The following is a 16,836-nucleotide window of genomic DNA, read 5'->3' as shown; positions in this document are numbered from 1 at the left end:
CCTGTAATCGTGTCCTAACAGTTCCAGATCCGATAGGTCGCTGGTTTTATGATAGTTGATCGCAATTTCTCGGTGTCGATCACATGGAAACCCATTCGGAATCGGCGAGCCGTCTTCGACAGGTCGAATTATCGCTCCATTCCGACGAGCGATTCGACGTACCACAGTCCGACGGCTATTCGGTTTACAGCGCGCTGTTGGCCCTGTTGGAGTCGGCGGACGAAGACGTCAGTGCCCGTGTCCACGACTCGGAGATCGGAAGCCTTCACAACAGCGGGCTTCAGGGACCGTTCGGCGAGGGCAACCGTTCTCACCACAAACGCGTACTCCCCGATAGCGAGTACAGGCTTGCGCTCGGCATCACCGATCCCGAGGATGAGGCGATCTTCGAGGGACTCGTCTCGGCGTTGGTTCTCGCCGACGAACCACTTGAACTGACGCACGGCCGGCTCCACATCGATTCGTTCGAGAGTGAAAACACGTCCCATGAGACGTTGCTCTCGGAGGCGGCGGCTCACGATGACCCGAGCGTCGAGATCGAGTTTCGGACGGCGACGTGTATCGAGGAGGCTGGCTCGGTGACAACGATGTTCCCGACTCGGACGGCTGTGTTTTCGAGCTTGCTCGGCAAGTGGAACAAGACGGCTCCGGATGAGCTGGAACTCGACATCGATCGCGAGACATTGGCCGCGTCGGTGATCGAGAAACCCGATGCCCGAAGCTATCGGACTCACAGCGTGCTCGTGAACCGTGTCGACGACAGCGACGGGAACGCCCGTCCGATATTTCGACAGGGATTTTCAGGTACCTGTGAGTACGCGTTCAAAGACGCAAGTGACTCCGTACAGAACGCGGTGACCGCACTCGCGTTATTCGGTGAGTACTCAGGTGTCGGAAGTGCCGTTGCTCGCGGATGTGGTGATATTACTACAGAGGTGACTGATCAATGAATCCGGATGCTGCTCGTGACGCGCATGAAACGATCGTTGGGAGTACAGATCTCTATGCGAACGTCATTGATGCGGCTGGACAGTATGATGCGAAAGTCGATTCCTCCGCGAACTGTTCTCTGGCGGCGCATATACTGAACGCGGTCACGGTTGGTGTGAACGCATTTGTCTACGAAGCTGTGGGAGAGGACGAAGACTTGTATGAAGATTACGGCGAGGATGTACAGGTTCTCGCTGCCGCACTTGCTCTCCATGATACGGATAAATTTGTACGCGAAGCTTACGGCATCGATGTCGAGGGCAACACCAGCGAAGCGTTCAACTGGTATTTTGATCCGGGACCGGACAAAGATGGAGAAGACCGAGACGGTGACCCGTTCGGCATAGAAGACTTCCTCGGTGAAGGTTACCGAGACGATCTACAGTATCTCGTACAACGGACTGAAACGAGAGAAAACAGTACCGAGACACGAGGAGTTGCCACTTCATTCAACGGATTAGAACGCTACTGCCGAATCGGGGATAGTACTGCCTCTGTCGCGCTCAAACAGGGTGTTGAAGGTGTCCATGATCAGCTCAGCACCTTAATGAGTACTGAAGATGTTCAGCGTATCGAGTTCACTCGACTTGAACAACCGATTTTGAACGATACACTACTGGGGACGGCAAAAGAAGTCATTGCAGGTGAAATCGGGGATCATACTTACGGTGTCATCGTCGGTAGCTCTCCAGATTCAATCGTCTATCTCGGCGAACCTATTGACCGATCAACATTGAAAGAAGCCGTTGCCGAACGTGTTCCAGATCAGATCAGTACGTTTCAGTTCGAGTGTAAGCTCACTTGGAATTCATTTGATTATGATATCCTTGAAGAAATTGCAATACCTGTAGAGAGAAAAGAGGAGAATATCCGACAAAAAGCGAAGAATCTACTCAAATCCGGCTCTGGCCGAGATGATTCTTTTGAGCGCGTTCCAGATGGATTTGAGGAATACCTTCCAGTACTAATCAAAGCGATATATGAGAATGGGTGGAAGGAATACCCCACAGAGAGGCTAACTACCACATTCAATGAGGTGTATGATTCCATCGAAGGGGGAAAAAGCACCAAAGGACAGAAAGTGAAGGTACAATTTCTCGCACATCTTTGTGAGAATTATGAAGACTACAGATCTGATTTGGAAATTTTGCGTGATGAAGTACAGCACTCTCTCCATGATGATCTTGAACCTGAGATCGACGCGATCGGGGCTGTCGTAGACCGCCTCTTCGAGGGACGGATCGCTCCGGCTCTCGGTTCGAAGGATGAGATGTGTTTCCTCTGTGGGGCACAGGCGGACACTAAATACCAGAAAGGATTGAGTGCTGTCTACCGGACACAGGAATACTCACGCCGTGTTCCACCTCACGCGAAATACAAATCCATTTGTGAAGTCTGTAACCTCGAATATGCACTTCTCTCCTCTATCTGTGAGCAGTACGATGTAAGTACCAACAACAGTCTTGAGATCGCCTACTTCTATTTCGATGATTTCCTCGGCGATGTTCGACTACGGAGTAACCGCGTTGGGAATATCGTTCAGGGAGATGGAGATGAACTGGACGATCCGGAGATAGCAAACAGTCTCATCCAACCGCAGTACTTCCTCCAGCCGGTTTACGTGCTGGACGAAAACCACCGTATGGCGGTGGTTCGGCAGGTGATGCGAGCCGCCCAGGAATCAGGGATGAAGGTGGTCATCGGACGGCCGTTCACGCGCTTTGAAAGCGCGGATGCGGTCTTCGCTGACGAGGAGACCACCCGACCACAAGAACTCCTCGGGCTGGATGAAGCCGAACGGTTTGGGCCACTACCGTCGTTCATTGAGAACGACCGAACCGATTCCCACCTTCGGCGCGCACTCCAGCTGTTCAAACTCATGAGCATGGTCGGACAGGATGCTGGTATGAGCAATCCGTACCTCCAACTCGACCGTGACACGTTCCACAGCATTGCGAACTTCGCGGTTGTCAACCACGACCACGCAGTCAGGCTGACAGACCTCAAAGAGTACTTCGAAAACTATCATGAAACCGAATTCATGGAAATGAAAACCGTCGCCGAACGAGGTATCGACCTCTTCGGTAAACAGTTCGACAGCAAGTATAAGAAAACAAAAATATTCCGCGAGGCACTCGATGCCTTCCTCAGCGGAAAGAACCAGCAGATGGATGATGACCGGCTTATTGAGTACGTCGAGAGCCAGGTGTACGCCGCTGCTGATCGAGAAGATTACGCGGGACACGCAACGCCTGAACAGGCCAAAGCCTTCGTTGAGGCGATCCGCGAATACCTCGTCGAAAACGATCTGTACGACCTCAAGAAGCTCTCCGACTGGGAGAACGCACTGGTCAACTCGTACTACTACGCATACGAGCAATCACTATAATCCGACAATGACACTCCAATACCCACCAACAGGCCTCGAAGAATCGTTCGACATCTACCGTAAGCGAAAGCCCTCGGTCACACTCGTCGTCAAACGAAACGTAACAGAGCCGACTCTGTTCCGCAACTCCAGTCACGACCGTGCTGAAACACAGGAATTCGGCGACAAGCTACACGCACAGGTCAACGGCGAGAAATTCACCAGCAAGGAACGGTTGACTGGTCTTTCGCTACTCAGAGAGCTTGATGACGACTTCGTTGATGATGACTACGCGTACAACGAACCCACGGATCTCGAAAGTTCGCTGAACGTTGGAACCCTAACCTACGGGCTGGCAGGAACTGGGGACCAGGACTTCGCCATCAAATCACGAGTTGTGGAAGGCTACACGTACACGACCGAGGAGTACGACCTAATGAATAAGGAAACCCGGAATGCTGTCTACGAATCGGGAACGATGAGAGATGATGAAGGCAACCAATCCGAGGCTTTGTTCGACTTCGTGAAGGTACAGCCCGGAAACGATCTCGTTCATTTCATCACTCTCGAAGCGGCGACCGGTCCGATGCTACTCTACACGCTTCATAACATCCTCAATACCGGGAAGTACGGAGCTCGTGAAACACGGACAGGACGGAATATTCGAAACGAGATTCTCGGTGTCATTCTCGGGAACCATGATACGTCTCTGTCGACTGGTGAACTTCTACTTGAGTTCCATGACGAAGGAGACAATCTCGAAGCGAGTATTGGGGATTATATTTCGACGGTCCAGCGTACGGATTGGGAGGTCTATGGTGAATTCGATGGTGCTGATCCGTTCCCGGACTGGTTTGAACGATTGGAAGCAGTTGCCAGTCGGGAAGTAACCGATGCTGACGAAATACTCCGAGAGGAGTTTACAGATCTAATGGAGGCAGCTACAGACATCTTCATCGACGATGATTGAACAGACCTTCGAGGCAACGTTGTACGCGCCGCTTTTTTACTCCAGTTCGGAGGGGCGCGCAATACGGACACAGCCGACTCTCTCGTCGACAGCACTCATGTACGCACTCGGCTACCGCTACTTCGAACTGGAAAAACGGTATGCGGAGTTCGGTGACGAAGCGACGACGGCTGATTACTCACATCTCAGGGAACTACCGTTCTTCGTCACGGATATGCGTCCAATAGCTGTGGACACCGACGAACGAACGTTCCGCAGTACCGATTACCGATCTGAACGGCATTTTACAACGAACGACCCCGATGTCGCTGGTCAGATCTCCGGAAGCAAGTCTGTTCCAGAAATCCTCGAAAGATCAGGTGCTGCGTACCAGACGATTCGAAACTACATTGGGATCTCTCCCGGATCGAAATTCGAATTCACCATCTGGGGCGAGATGGAACTTCCAGAGCATCCGTTCTTCCGCATGGGGATCAAGCAAACAGGAGAGTTTCGTGCTGAACCCACCGAACTGGATACGCTTGTCCTCAACAAATACCTGCTTTCGGAAGTGTACGAGCTTTCTGATGAGTTGCTTACCGAAATGGTTGAACGCAGTCAAGCATTTAATCGTGGTAACGATCCGCGGTTACAACATTTCGTTGGTGTCGATCCTGAATTTACTCGTAAACAAGTGCTTCCGGAGGTTCTCGAATGACTGGATTCGAGGTTGACGGTGCGAGTTTGGCGACAGAGCCACCTCAGCCACCGCTTGAAGAGCGTGGCTTCGAATACGCTCGTGCGTTCCAAAACAGGGTCATCGAATGGATTCAGCACGGGAAAGATCCAGTTTCGGTCGTCCGTGCTCCCACAGGAGCGGGTAAGACAGCAACTTTCTATGAACTCATTGAGTCGCGTGATATGACTCTTCTCGTCTACCCGACAAACGCCCTCCTCCGACAACAACGAGAGCGATTTGAAGACGACGATGTTGATGTCGCTGTTCTCAACGCGAATACGTTGGACGGACATGGACACGAACGGACAGAGCAGTTGCTTAGTTTCGTCAATAAGTACGCAACCGATTACGATGCGGTGCTGACTAATCCCGATATCCTTCAGGCAGCTATTCAGGACATGTATCTCGGGAGTGATCCGATGCGATTTTTCAATAAATTCGATGCAATAGTCTACGACGAATTCCATTTCTATGGCGCTCTTTCAGCAAGTGGCCTCTTGTTACAGATCAAAATCATAGAGGAACGTCAGCCGGACCCAAAGATACTCCTCGCATCTGCGACCCCAAACGAAGAGTTTGTACGCTTTCTGCGTGAACGTATCGGGATGACAGTTCGAGATATCGATAGCGAGTACGATTCAGACGGCGATCAATTCCGGCATCGTATGTTCGTACGGAGGCACGAGGACAGGAAGATCATCGATTGCCGAGACGAGATCGCCTCAGAACTACAGGACAAAATCGACGCAGTCGAGGACTACGATGAGCCACAAATAGTCTTGGTGTTCAATAGCGCAAAAGACAGCAACGACTTTCACGATTTCCTCTACCGTGAGTACCCAACCGTCTTCGAGCACACCGCTAAGGACAACGGGTTTGACACGAATGACGAAGCGGTTGATCTCGATGAAACGGATTTCTATATTCTCAATACAACCAGTAAGGGTGAAGTCGGACTTGATTATGACATAACGACACTGTATATGGAGAAACCATTCACCGCGAGCGCGTTTCTCCAGCGGTTCGGTCGTGCCGGCCGTCAGTCGGAAGCAACCGTCGATATCTACGGCCTTGGACAAGGCCCGTGGGGTGAGGACGTCGACTTTCCCACCTTTGCTGAACAGGTCTATGAGGGATTAGAATCAACGCAGATGAATCAGAATCGATTAGCTGATCTTGTCGGCTTTCGAGCTGCCTATGCGATTGCCGAACGTGAGGAGAGTTCAAGCTGGTTCAATCAGGAATTGCGCGAAGATTTCGAGACAAATATCGACAAATACGATCAGTGGTACGGATTTATTCAAGCAGTCAACGCCGAGTATGAGGAAATAAAAGATGGATTCGGTCCTGGAAAATACCAGCAGAACAGTCCCGAAGCGAAACTACTTGAGTTTACCAAAGAGTGTTTCAAAACCTTCCGAGGTCTCCGAGGACGGTCGTTGTCGTCATCGATAAAATATCCTCGTGGAGATCAACGTGGTGTCACAACCTATGACCTCTCAACGACACTTCGGAATTACGACATTGTGGACGTTGATGACGATGATACTCTGGTTTTAGGATTGTCAGACGACGATATTCTCTCTACCGTAACGGCACGTCTCCCAGCATATGAGACAGAGCCGACTAAGTACGATCAGTCGACGACTGAGATAGAGCGATTACTCCAAACGAAGATCCATCGGCACATCGATCAAGCTGATTTGAACGAGGAGTTCTCGGTATCGACAGAGTTGTTACACCGCTTTTTCGAGATCATCCGCATCGTCGATGCGATTATTCCATCTCGGATAACGACTTCCGAGTACGATATCGAGATTGACAGCGACACAAATGGTCCTCCGGAAATCGATGTCCAAGCGCGTCAAATATGACTGATGACCTGATCAATGTCGCGGATCTCAATCAATTTTCATACTGTCAACGTCGGTATTGGTACTTACATTTCTACGACACACAAGGCCGGAACTACGAACGAGTTGAAGGCAAGACGAAGCACGAAAACCAATCAACACGAGGTGATTGGGTTAACGAACTCTATCTCGAATCCGAAGAGATCGGATTGAAGGGAAAGATCGATATTCTCGATTCTACGGACGGGCAGATCATTCCGATTGAGCGAAAACGTGCGGAGAGTGGTGATTACTACAAAAGTGATGAAGTACAGTTGGCTGGCTACTGTATGCTACTCGAAGAACATCTCGATGAGCCTGTGCGGCAAGGTGCGATATATCTCTACGAAACGGATCAGCGAATGCACATTCCGATAACTGAATCTCATCGAGAAACAGTTCGAGATCAGATAGAGACGATGCGATCGATGACCGTCGATGGTATCCCGCCACTCACGGATAACCCCTCGAAGTGCGAGGCGTGTTCGGCACGGGAGTACTGTATGCCCGAGGAGACGGCTATTTTGGAGCCTAAGAAAGCCCGTGGTACGGGTTGGGAGGGTGAGGTATGAAGGCCACGGAGGGGATGTTTGATGAGTCGGTCGTCTACGTCACCAAACAGGGCACTCAGGTCAGAACCGACGGCGGCCGCATCGTGGTCTGGGATGTCGATGGTGATGAAGGCGAACTTGCTACGTTCCCGACGGAAAAGCTCGACACGATCAACGTCTTCGGTGGCGTGAACTTCTCGACACCGTTCGTAGCCGAGGCCAACGAACACGGAATTATTCTGAATTACTTCACTCAGAACGGTAAGTATCGTGGAAGTTTCGTTCCCGAAAAGAACACGATTGCGGAGGTTCGACGTGCCCAGTACGCACTCGGTGAGGTGGCTGAGTTGGATATCGCGGCGTCGATGATCGCTGGCAAGATCCGGAACGCTCGGACGTTGCTCTCGCGGAAGGGTGTGTATGGAACGGATGTGCTCAAGGATCTCGGTGTTCGGGCGACGAACGTCGAGACGAAAGACGATCTCCGGGGCGTTGAGGGGGAGGCTGGTGAGCGATACTTTAGTCGATTGGATGAGACGCTGACTGATGGTTGGACCTTCGAGAAGCGGACGAAACGACCACCGGAGGATCACATCAATTCGCTGCTCTCGTTGACCTACGTGTTCATGAAAAACGAGGTCATGAGTGCGCTCAGACAGTACAACCTCGATCCGTTCTTGGGCGTCCTACACGCTGACCGGCACGGTCGTCCTTCACTGGCGCTTGACTTACAGGAGGAGTTCAGACCGATCTTCTGTGATGCGTTCGTTACCCGGTTGGTGAACCGGGGGGTTATCGATCATGATCAGTTCACGCAGGACAACCATCTGTCCGATGATGCGTTCAAGACCTACTGTTCGAAGTTCGACGAGTTCATGCAGGAGGAGTTCACTCATCCGTACTTCGAGTATACTGTTTCGCGACGGAAGGCAGTCCGGCAGCAAGCGATCCTGTTGCGGAAAGCGATCACTGGTGAACTGGACGAGTATCACGCGTTGACGTTCTCGAAATGACTATGCGCTTGGCGATCGCCTACGACGTGAGTGAGGATGCGAACCGCCGACGAGTGTATCGAACACTCCAGCGGTATGGCGCGTGGCGGCAATACAGTGTTTTCGAAGTCGACGTGACGAAGGCGGAACGTGTCGAGCTTGAGGACGATCTCGAATCGCATATCGAACCGTCCGACGGTGATCGCATCCGGATCTATCGTCTATGTGAGTCCTGTCAAGACAACACGACCGATCTCGGATCGGATCCGCCCGACGAACAGTCCAACGTTCTCTGAGTTGAGCTACGTGGACCCTTATTAAGTTCCTGTACAGCCCCCATCGACGTAACCGGGGTCGAAATTCGAGGGTTGAGAAACCTTTTTGACCTCTATAGCCGTAATTTCACCCCCTGTCGAGACAGCCTGAAAACCCAGCACGGGATTGAAACCTGACGCTAGCGAAGAAGGGAAAAATGCGTTTATCCTCTTTGATGAGGCTTCGGAGTCGAGACAGCCTGAAAACCCAGCACGGGATTGAAACGGGTTCGCCACGACTACCAGTTTAGAACCTTCTAACGTCGAGACAGCCTGAAAACCCAGCACGGGATTGAAACACGACGAGCCGGGACTCGTTCGGGTCGTCCGTGCCGGTCGAGACAGCCTGAAAACCCAGCACGGGATTGAAACGTCGGTGAAAGCTGACTTTATGGACGGGGTTCCGGGTGTCGAGACAGCCTGAAAACCCAGCACGGGATTGAAACTATAACGGGGACGTATATCAGATCGCGGCGGGCGGTCGAGACAGCCTGAAAACCCAGCACGGGATTGAAACGACACGTCGGGGCCCTCCAGCCCGAACTCGGGTTCGGTCGAGACAGCCTGAAAACCCAGCACGGGATTGAAACACGATTAACGAATGGGACGGCGGTAGCGTCGTTTCCGGTCGAGACAGCCTGAAAACCCAGCACGGGATTGAAACTTCTTCATCCTAATCGTGGCTATGGGTTCCGTGGTGGTCGAGACAGCCTGAAAACCCAGCACGGGATTGAAACAATACTATCGGGTTGATATTCGACACGCTGGGATATCGTCGAGACAGCCTGAAAACCCAGCACGGGATTGAAACGACTCGGTAGTGAAAACACATATGGGTCATTCGTCTATGTCGAGACAGCCTGAAAACCCAGCACGGGATTGAAACGAGTTCGTGGCCGTATCGTTGCCACACCGCGGGCACGTCGAGACAGCCTGAAAACCCAGCACGGGATTGAAACTCTTGGCTCATCCAGTCGACGATTTCGCCAGCGAGGTCGAGACAGCCTGAAAACCCAGCACGGGATTGAAACTTTTCAGTCATGTATTGGGGGCGGTCGTGACGCGGTCGAGACAGCCTGAAAACCCAGCACGGGATTGAAACTGCCTGCGATCAACTGGGGCGGCGACGAGACGACGTCGAGACAGCCTGAAAACCCAGCACGGGATTGAAACAAAGCCTTCCGTGGGATACGGTGGGACGGCGTGGGAGTCGAGACAGCCTGAAAACCCAGCACGGGATTGAAACGGTTTCACGAACGCCCTGCCGTTCGATCCACCGCCGGTCGAGACAGCCTGAAAACCCAGCACGGGATTGAAACTCGTCGTCGGCGTCAGGGTCGCGCCATGACCGCGGGTCGAGACAGCCTGAAAACCCAGCACGGGATTGAAACCGGGACGCGGCGGCACCGCCCGAGTCGCGTCTCGAAGGTCGAGACAGCCTGAAAACCCAGCACGGGATTGAAACGCGGCGTACACGTCGATCGCGTTCTCTCGCGGGTCGGTCGAGACAGCCTGAAAACCCAGCACGGGATTGAAACGAAGTGTGGCAGACGGCGGGCGACGACCGCGTCCGTCGAGACAGCCTGAAAACCCAGCACGGGATTGAAACCAGCACGATGCCCCGGCTGCCTCGGTCGGCGATGCGTCGAGACAGCCTGAAAACCCAGCACGGGATTGAAACGACACGTCGGGGTCCTCCAGCCCGAACTCGGGTTCGGGTCGAGACAGCCTGAAAACCCAGCACGGGATTGAAACTCACCGCAGGGAGAGACGTACGCGACGATCGGCGGCTGTCGAGACAGCCTGAAAACCCAGCACGGGATTGAAACGATAAGGCCATCGACAACCCAACGTTCCAAAGCAGTCGAGACAGCCTGAAAACCCAGCACGGGATTGAAACTTGTTGACGGCGGCGTGGCTGTTTCGACCGGAGGTCGAGACAGCCTGAAAACCCAGCACGGGATTGAAACTTTCGCGAACGACGTGTCGAGTTCGTCGTCGATCGCGTCGAGACAGCCTGAAAACCCAGCACGGGATTGAAACCTCCTTCATCACGTTTGGCGGCGGATGAACATCAGTCGAGACAGCCTGAAAACCCAGCACGGGATTGAAACTGTGGGCTCTGTCACGTCGACTGGTGGCGGACCGCTGTCGAGACAGCCTGAAAACCCAGCACGGGATTGAAACTAAAAGATTCAGTTACAGATATCCATCTCGGGTCAAGTCGAGACAGCCTGAAAACCCAGCACGGGATTGAAACCTGCTGTTGCTCGTCGTTCATGATGTGTCAACTCCGGTGTCGAGACAGCCTGAAAACCCAGCACGGGATTGAAACTCGACGGCGCTCCGGGCGACGTCGCCGAGCGTCATGTCGAGACAGCCTGAAAACCCAGCACGGGATTGAAACCTTATCAGATCACTTCCGGCGTTCCTTCAGTTAGCGTCGAGACAGCCTGAAAACCCCAGCATGGGATTGAAACTCTGCTCAATGGTCGCCTGCTGTTGCTCACTTGTTGGGGTGGCGTCTGGGGATCAGTTATCTGTAACACCGCCCTGTTCTCGAAGAACCTTTGCAACGACCCCGAGCCGCTCCGATTCCTTCGGGAGGTTCTCGAGCGCCGTATCAAGATCGACCGCAAGCGAGTACTGATTCTCGTCGCCACGACCCCGACCCTGCCGCTTATTGAGCACGTTCGTATCGGCGAGATCGTTGAGCCGGTCACGGAACCGGCGGTTCGAGAGGACGTTCACCTCCACGTGCTCACAGAAGGTCTTGTACTGGGTGTAGATCGGCGTCGTCGTCACGGGTGTGTCGTCGTGTATTCCGTGATACGTAACCGCCATGAGCGCGAGCATTCGTTGATTCGGGAGTGTCTGAATCCCTGACTCGATGGCCTTCGTCTCGAGGAAGTCACGTGCTTCACGCACGTGCTCCTCTGTGACGGTCGTCTCACCCCTATCGTCGGCAAACCGGGTTGCACGGAACAGCAGACGGATCGCCTCGCGAGCGTCTCCCGTATCCTGTGCGCCTAACGCCGCAGCAAGCGGGATCGTATCGTCGCTCAGGATCTCACTTCGGAGATGCTGGTAGTCCTCGATGTCGTCCTGGAAATACGTGTCCCGGAGGGCACCGACGGCACGCCGTGCGAGGATATTGCGGAGCTGATCAGCGTCGTACGGTTCGAAACGAACCTCATCCTCGCCGAGACTCGACCGGACGTCGGCGTCGAGGTTCTCGCGGAACTGGAGATCGTTCGTGATCCCGATGAGTGAGAGGCGGACGCCGTCCGGATTCGACCGCGGGAGCTCGTAGAGGATGTAGTCGTCGTCGCCGATGGCGTCGATCTCGTCGAGGACGACGATGACCGTTCCGCCGACCTGCTCCAGGTTCCCGATCACCATGTTGAGGAGGGTCTTCCGCTGGTGACCGCTCGGGAGCTCCTCACCGGGGCCGAATCGCTTCTCACGGAGCCGCTTGACGAGATGCGTCAGGACGTGGTAGGAGCCGTCCATGCCCTTACAACGAATGTGAACCACGGTGAGGTCCATCTCGGAGTCGTCAGCATATTCCTGGAGCTGGTCGGTCTTGAGACGGATTCCGACGGTCTTCCCCTGCCCGGATTGACCGTATACGATCAGGTTGAGTGGCGTCGAGCCCATCGTCGCCGGACGGAGGGCAGAGTGGATCTGATCGAGTTCGACCTCGCGCTCCGGCAGCGACTCGGGCTGATACGTCTGCTCGTTGGGGTTGAGGACGTCCATGTCCTCGAAGATCGTGTCCTCGTCGCCGAACGCCTTCATACGCTCCCGTTTTCTGGTATTGTATATAAATCCCCTGTGTCCTACATGTCTTCCTGTCTTCTATACGGGATAGCGTCCTAAAAACCGTCCGTGGTTCTCTTGTGTTCTACTACACTTTGGCTGGAAGACGGGGGCAGAGGGGGGTGCGTCCAGCAAATCGTCGAGACATCCGACTGCGAATCCAGTTCTCCATCAACGAGACACGATCCCAGAACAGCCTCTACATCTGGACCAGTGGTCATGTTCTTCGGCTCCGCACCAATCTCTCCTGGGGCAGGGGGTGCGTCCGGCAACGAACCTCAACGGATTACGCTCCAAGAGCACGACCTCCGCTCGGTGTGGGAAAACGAAGAGCGGGATTTCACGAGATGGTTGACAGAGAACATCGACCTGCTCGCGTCCGAGTTGGGGATAGAGATCGAGGACGCACGGGCGGAGGAAGCCGTCGGCGACTTCTCGCCGATACATCGTCGCACGCGAGATGAACACTGGGGAGACCGTCGTTATCGAGAACCAATACAATCGAACGGACCACGATCACTCGGGTAAGCTCCTGACGTACTCCTCGGGAAAGAACGCCGGATTCACGATGTGGCTCGCCGAGGAGTTCCGGCCGGAACACCGGAGCGTCCTCGAATGGTTGAGTGAGACTGGACTGAAAGGGGCGAAGTTCTTCGCGATCAGACCCCGCGTCGTGAGTATCGAGGGCTCCGAGAAGCGTGGGTTCGAGATTGGCGTTGAGCCCAACGAATGGGAACGAGAGGCGAGTAACGAGTCTCTTTCCGACTCCAAACATAGCTACCGTCAGTTCTTCGCCGAGATGGTCGAGGCGTACTCGCAGAGACGCCCGAACTGATACACACTCAAGCCCGGACTCGGAACCATCTGACGTTCAGTGCCGGCATTCGAGGAGACAGATTTGGATGGGTATTCCATCAGGGACCGGAGTTCTCTGTCGAGTTCTACATCTCTACTATTGAGACGAATTTAGAGGGGAACGATTACCGAATCGACTGCGGACCAGCGAAACTACCTGATCGAGTTGGGGGGTGGATGCGATGGACGGATTCCAAGAGGAGTCCGAACGGCGTCCCTCCGCTCTCGGATCCAACTGATCGCCGCTTCTACTGGTGTAACGACCTCGCTGTGTAGGCACCTCCCATTCTCACCGTCTTGTCGGACGCACCCCCCTCCCTCGGTTCTATTCGGAGTAACCAAGCTCTGCCGCGCAATCGAATTTCTCCCTCTGAAACCGTTCACTACCCATGTGGAGGATGTCAATCTGCGTGTCGATGTGCTGATCTCCACAGTCGGGCCTGTGAGGACGAAGGATGTCTCGTAGTCCGCTATCGAACCACGACTCCCAACGTATAGGTGGCCCGAAACGATCAGGTCCAACCACTCCTGATTTCCTTATTTTACGGAACGCGGATCGAAGCCCTCCTGCGATCCGCGTACGTCCGAGGTGAAGCTATTGAATTGACGAATTCGATTCCGTTCAAGAGGGCGAACGGCGCGAGCGACTTACTGGTGAGGGAATCAGCCAGCCCTGGGAACCCACCGAAATGATCCTCGCCGATCGCTTCCACGGCGAACTCGTTGGGCGCTACGGTGAAGAGCGTGATCACGCCGTTGAACATGCCGGGACCGTCGACATTTCCGAGTACGGGGCACCGTTACCCGATCAACGGCGTGAGAACCCACTCTCTTTCTGGCTGTCGCGTGCCAATCGTCGGTTCATTCTATACGTGTCAACACGGCGCTCCACATGTCCGGAAGGTACGACCACTCGAGAAATGGCTTCGGGGCCCAGTGTTCCGCACAGTCGGTCGCAAATGCAAAGGCACTACCTTCCCCGTAATTGCCGACTACGAGGAGCGGGTCGTTGTCGACCGTCGCGAGGACGTCCGCCTCGTCGTCTGCGGTAAACCTGTTATACCCCAGTACGGCCGGCCACTCTTCGGGCAACCCTTCGATTCCGCAATTTTGGGGGTGGACGCCAGCCGGGCGTTCGATCCGATCGTCGTGATGAGCGATCTCTACTGGGAGCACATCCGCAAGCGGTGTCTTGTCGTAGCCGGCCTGTCCCTGCTCGCCGGCGTAGCTCATGTAGCCACCGATCATGCCGACGGCACCGCCGTCGGCGACGTACTCGGCAAGTACTTGCAGTCGATTGGGTTCCGGTTTGCCGGCGGCCACGGCAGGCGTAAGAAGAAGCGATCTGGAGCCGATATCGCTCAGAATCACCACGTCGAACTTGTCGAGCTCCGACTGCGTCGAGGGAAACTCCTGAGCAGCAACGTGGCTGGGTTGGTAGGTTACGTCTGCGCCGGTAGCCTCGAGTGCGGCGATAAGATACTCACCTGCTTCCGTGTACGTGCTCGACGTCGTCACGTCCCTTGCTTTGACCTCCATGGTGACTTCGTGCCAGGACTCCCCGGCGAGTAAAACGTCCATCGTTAGCCTCGATTTTTCAGGTCAGCCATTGAAGCGACTAGAACTTGTAAATTGCTATACTCTCTCAGGCAAGTTAGACGATCGTTTCCAGATCGGGAGCGGCAGAACACGGTAGGGGTGTGGTACGAACGATCGCAGAGTGAACGGTAGAGTGACCGTTCGGCCCATCCCGACTTTCCCCCGTCCCATATTTTTTATCAGTACTCATCGTTGTCTCGTCCATGAGTAACAACGATGTCTATGACGAACTCGGTGTCCCGACGGTTGTGAACGCGTCCGGGACCAAGACTAGAATCGGTGGGAGTCTGATCCGTAAGGAGGCGCTTCAGGCGATGAATCAGGCAGCCGAGTCTTTCGTCCGACTCTCTGATCTACAAGCAGCCGCAAGCGATCGGATCGCTGATGCCACCGGCGCCGAGGCTGGCTACGTGACCAACGGTGCGGCGAGCGCGCTTCTCCTCGGGACTGCCGCTTGTATCGCCGGTTCGGATCCAGGGGTCATGTCACAGCTACCGGACACGAAGGATATCCCAAGCGAGGTCGTGATGCCCCGGACCCACCGCACCGGTTACGACCACGCGATCCGAGGTTCCGGTGCCACGATCAGTGATATCGGGAGTAATGATCGACGTATCGGCACGGGATCCAGCGACGTCGAGCCCTGGGAGTACGCCAACGCGATAGGCGAAGAAACCGTCGCCGTCGCCCATATTTACAAGGACTACGCCACGCCAAACCTGGCCAAGGTCTGTGAGATCGCACACGATCACGACGTCCCGGTCATCGTCGACGCTGCGGCGGAACTCCCGCCGATCGAGAATCTCTCGTGGTTCACGGAGCAAGGTGCCGATCTAGTGGCGTTTAGTGGCGGTAAGGCGGTCCGTGGTCCCCAGTCGACCGGTTTTCTTGCCGGGCGCCGTGATCTCATCGAATCGGTTGCCTTCCAACACCTCGACATGCACGCCGCCCCCGAGATCTGGGATCCCCCCGAGCGACTCGTCGATACCAACAAGATCGATGGTGTCCCCGAGCAGGGTATCGGGCGGCCGCTCAAGGTCGGTAAGGAGGAGCTCGTCGGTCTACTGACCGCGTTAGACCTGTTCATTGAGGAGGATCACGAAGCGACTCGAACCAAGTGGCGTCGACGGGCCGACAGCATCGCCGCGGCGCTGGGTGAGGTTGACGTGCTCTCGACATCGATCGACGATAGTAAGAAGTCAGTCACGCCGACCGTCATCGTCGACGTTGACGAGTCCCTTGCCCCCGTGACGACCGCCGAACTCCTGCTGGCGCTCAAACAGGAGAAACCGCGCGTGTTCGTTGGGGCCGACGACCTCGCGGACCAACGGTTTACCGTCAACCCGATGTGCCTTTCGGCGAAGGAGGTCGACTATGTGGTCGACCGAATCCGTGCGAACGTCCGTGGCGACAGCGCGGCAGTGACTGACGGCGGTCCCGACGTCGACGAACAGAACGGTTGAGAGCCGTCCGATAGCCGCCGAAGGCAGCAGGTCACAGGGAAACGGATCGCCTTCCGTTCGGAGGCGAAACGAGGCATTCGGCAGGACGCTTCGCTCGGACCTCGCCTCGCGCCTGAAGACGTGGGCTGCCAGATCTCAGCCACGAGCCGGTCGCCATCTACGAGTTGGATCGTGCCGAATCGGCTGTCACGCCCACGACCGACGCCACCGAACGTGGTCCGTCAGGACGGTTTCACGTGTCGGCGGACGGATCGGTCGACCGACGATTCAAAAAGCCCCTCCAGTATACAATGTTCGTGGTA

13 protein-coding genes, 1 pseudogene and 1 CRISPR repeat array are annotated in these 16,836 nt (G+C 54.9%); of the genes and pseudogenes, 11 read left to right on the top strand and 3 right to left on the bottom strand.

The window, feature by feature from the left end; all coding sequences use genetic code 11:
* Positions 1–83: 83 nt before the first annotated feature.
* Genes cas6 through cas2 form a run of 8 tightly spaced genes read left to right on the top strand, consistent with a single transcriptional unit; the run spans position 84 to position 8,777 of the window.
* Positions 84–950 (top strand): CRISPR system precrRNA processing endoribonuclease RAMP protein Cas6, encoded by an 867-nt coding sequence (cas6, locus tag NO889_RS00560; protein ID WP_256410307.1) that lies wholly within the window; start codon positions 84–86, stop codon positions 948–950.
* Entirely contained in the window at positions 947–3,379 is a 2,433-nt protein-coding gene (locus tag NO889_RS00555) for a hypothetical protein (RefSeq protein WP_256410306.1), read from the top strand. The genes cas6 and NO889_RS00555 overlap by 4 nt, the downstream gene beginning before the upstream one ends.
* 7 nt (positions 3,380–3,386) lie before the next feature.
* Positions 3,387–4,328 carry a type I-D CRISPR-associated protein Cas7/Csc2 gene (gene cas7d / locus NO889_RS00550; protein ID WP_256410305.1) on the top strand — a complete coding sequence of 314 codons (942 nt, stop codon included), beginning with the start codon at positions 3,387–3,389 and terminating at the stop codon, positions 4,326–4,328.
* A complete protein-coding gene (locus NO889_RS00545; protein WP_256410304.1) occupies positions 4,321–5,025 on the top strand; it encodes a hypothetical protein in 705 nt (234 codons plus the stop codon). Before cas7d ends, NO889_RS00545 begins: the two co-directional genes overlap by 8 nt.
* Positions 5,022–6,920, top strand: a complete 1,899-nt coding sequence (cas3, locus tag NO889_RS00540) for a type I-D CRISPR-associated helicase Cas3' (RefSeq protein ID WP_256410303.1) — start codon at positions 5,022–5,024, stop codon at positions 6,918–6,920. Before NO889_RS00545 ends, cas3 begins: the two co-directional genes overlap by 4 nt.
* Positions 6,917–7,510 (top strand): CRISPR-associated protein Cas4, encoded by a 594-nt coding sequence (gene cas4 / locus NO889_RS00535; protein WP_256410302.1) that lies wholly within the window; start codon positions 6,917–6,919, stop codon positions 7,508–7,510. Before cas3 ends, cas4 begins: the two co-directional genes overlap by 4 nt.
* Complete coding sequence (cas1, locus tag NO889_RS00530; protein WP_256410301.1) at positions 7,507–8,502, top strand: CRISPR-associated endonuclease Cas1; 996 nt, start codon at positions 7,507–7,509, stop codon at positions 8,500–8,502. The genes cas4 and cas1 overlap by 4 nt, the downstream gene beginning before the upstream one ends.
* 2 nt (positions 8,503–8,504) lie before the next feature.
* Positions 8,505–8,777 carry a CRISPR-associated endonuclease Cas2 gene (cas2, locus tag NO889_RS00525; protein ID WP_256410300.1) on the top strand — a complete coding sequence of 91 codons (273 nt, stop codon included), beginning with the start codon at positions 8,505–8,507 and terminating at the stop codon, positions 8,775–8,777.
* Between the two features lie 115 nt (positions 8,778–8,892).
* A CRISPR array of direct repeats spans positions 8,893–11,202; the repeat unit is 37 nt; unit sequence GTCGAGACAGCCTGAAAACCCAGCACGGGATTGAAAC.
* 125 nt (positions 11,203–11,327) lie between these two features.
* On the opposite strand, the gene NO889_RS00520 is transcribed toward cas2, so the two are convergent.
* Complete coding sequence (locus NO889_RS00520; RefSeq protein ID WP_256410626.1) at positions 11,328–12,557, bottom strand: Cdc6/Cdc18 family protein; 1,230 nt, start codon at positions 12,555–12,557, stop codon at positions 11,328–11,330.
* On the opposite strand from NO889_RS00520, the gene NO889_RS00515 reads away from it, so the two are divergent.
* Positions 12,477–12,677 carry a hypothetical protein gene (locus NO889_RS00515; protein WP_256410639.1) on the top strand — a complete coding sequence of 67 codons (201 nt, stop codon included), beginning with the start codon at positions 12,477–12,479 and terminating at the stop codon, positions 12,675–12,677. The two genes, NO889_RS00520 and NO889_RS00515, sit on opposite strands and share 81 nt — an antisense overlap.
* A 225-nt stretch (positions 12,678–12,902) precedes the next feature.
* Positions 12,903–13,711 (top strand): annotated as a pseudogene (locus tag NO889_RS16480) (DUF4268 domain-containing protein).
* 303 nt (positions 13,712–14,014) lie between these two features.
* Here the strand turns inward: NO889_RS16480 and NO889_RS00505 are convergent.
* Together NO889_RS00505 and NO889_RS00500 are read right to left on the bottom strand one after the other, a co-directional pair.
* A complete protein-coding gene (locus tag NO889_RS00505) occupies positions 14,015–14,236 on the bottom strand; it encodes a hypothetical protein (protein WP_256410298.1) in 222 nt (73 codons plus the stop codon).
* A 97-nt stretch (positions 14,237–14,333) separates the two neighbouring features.
* Positions 14,334–15,053: a glutamine amidotransferase gene (locus tag NO889_RS00500; protein WP_256410297.1), complete on the bottom strand. Its 720-nt coding sequence runs from the start codon at positions 15,051–15,053 to the stop codon at positions 14,334–14,336.
* A gap of 221 nt (positions 15,054–15,274) precedes the next feature.
* Between NO889_RS00500 and NO889_RS00495 the strand changes: the two genes are divergently transcribed.
* Positions 15,275–16,534 carry an aminotransferase class V-fold PLP-dependent enzyme gene (locus tag NO889_RS00495; protein ID WP_256410296.1) on the top strand — a complete coding sequence of 420 codons (1,260 nt, stop codon included), beginning with the start codon at positions 15,275–15,277 and terminating at the stop codon, positions 16,532–16,534.
* Positions 16,535–16,836: the final 302 nt, after the last annotated feature.

It is taken from the genome of Halorubrum rubrum (assembly GCF_024494685.1).
GTDB classification, from domain to species: Archaea; Halobacteriota; Halobacteria; order Halobacteriales; family Haloferacaceae; genus Halorubrum; species Halorubrum rubrum.
The sequence above is the reverse complement of the archived record's forward strand: the minus strand, read 5'-3'. Positions and strand labels throughout refer to the sequence as shown.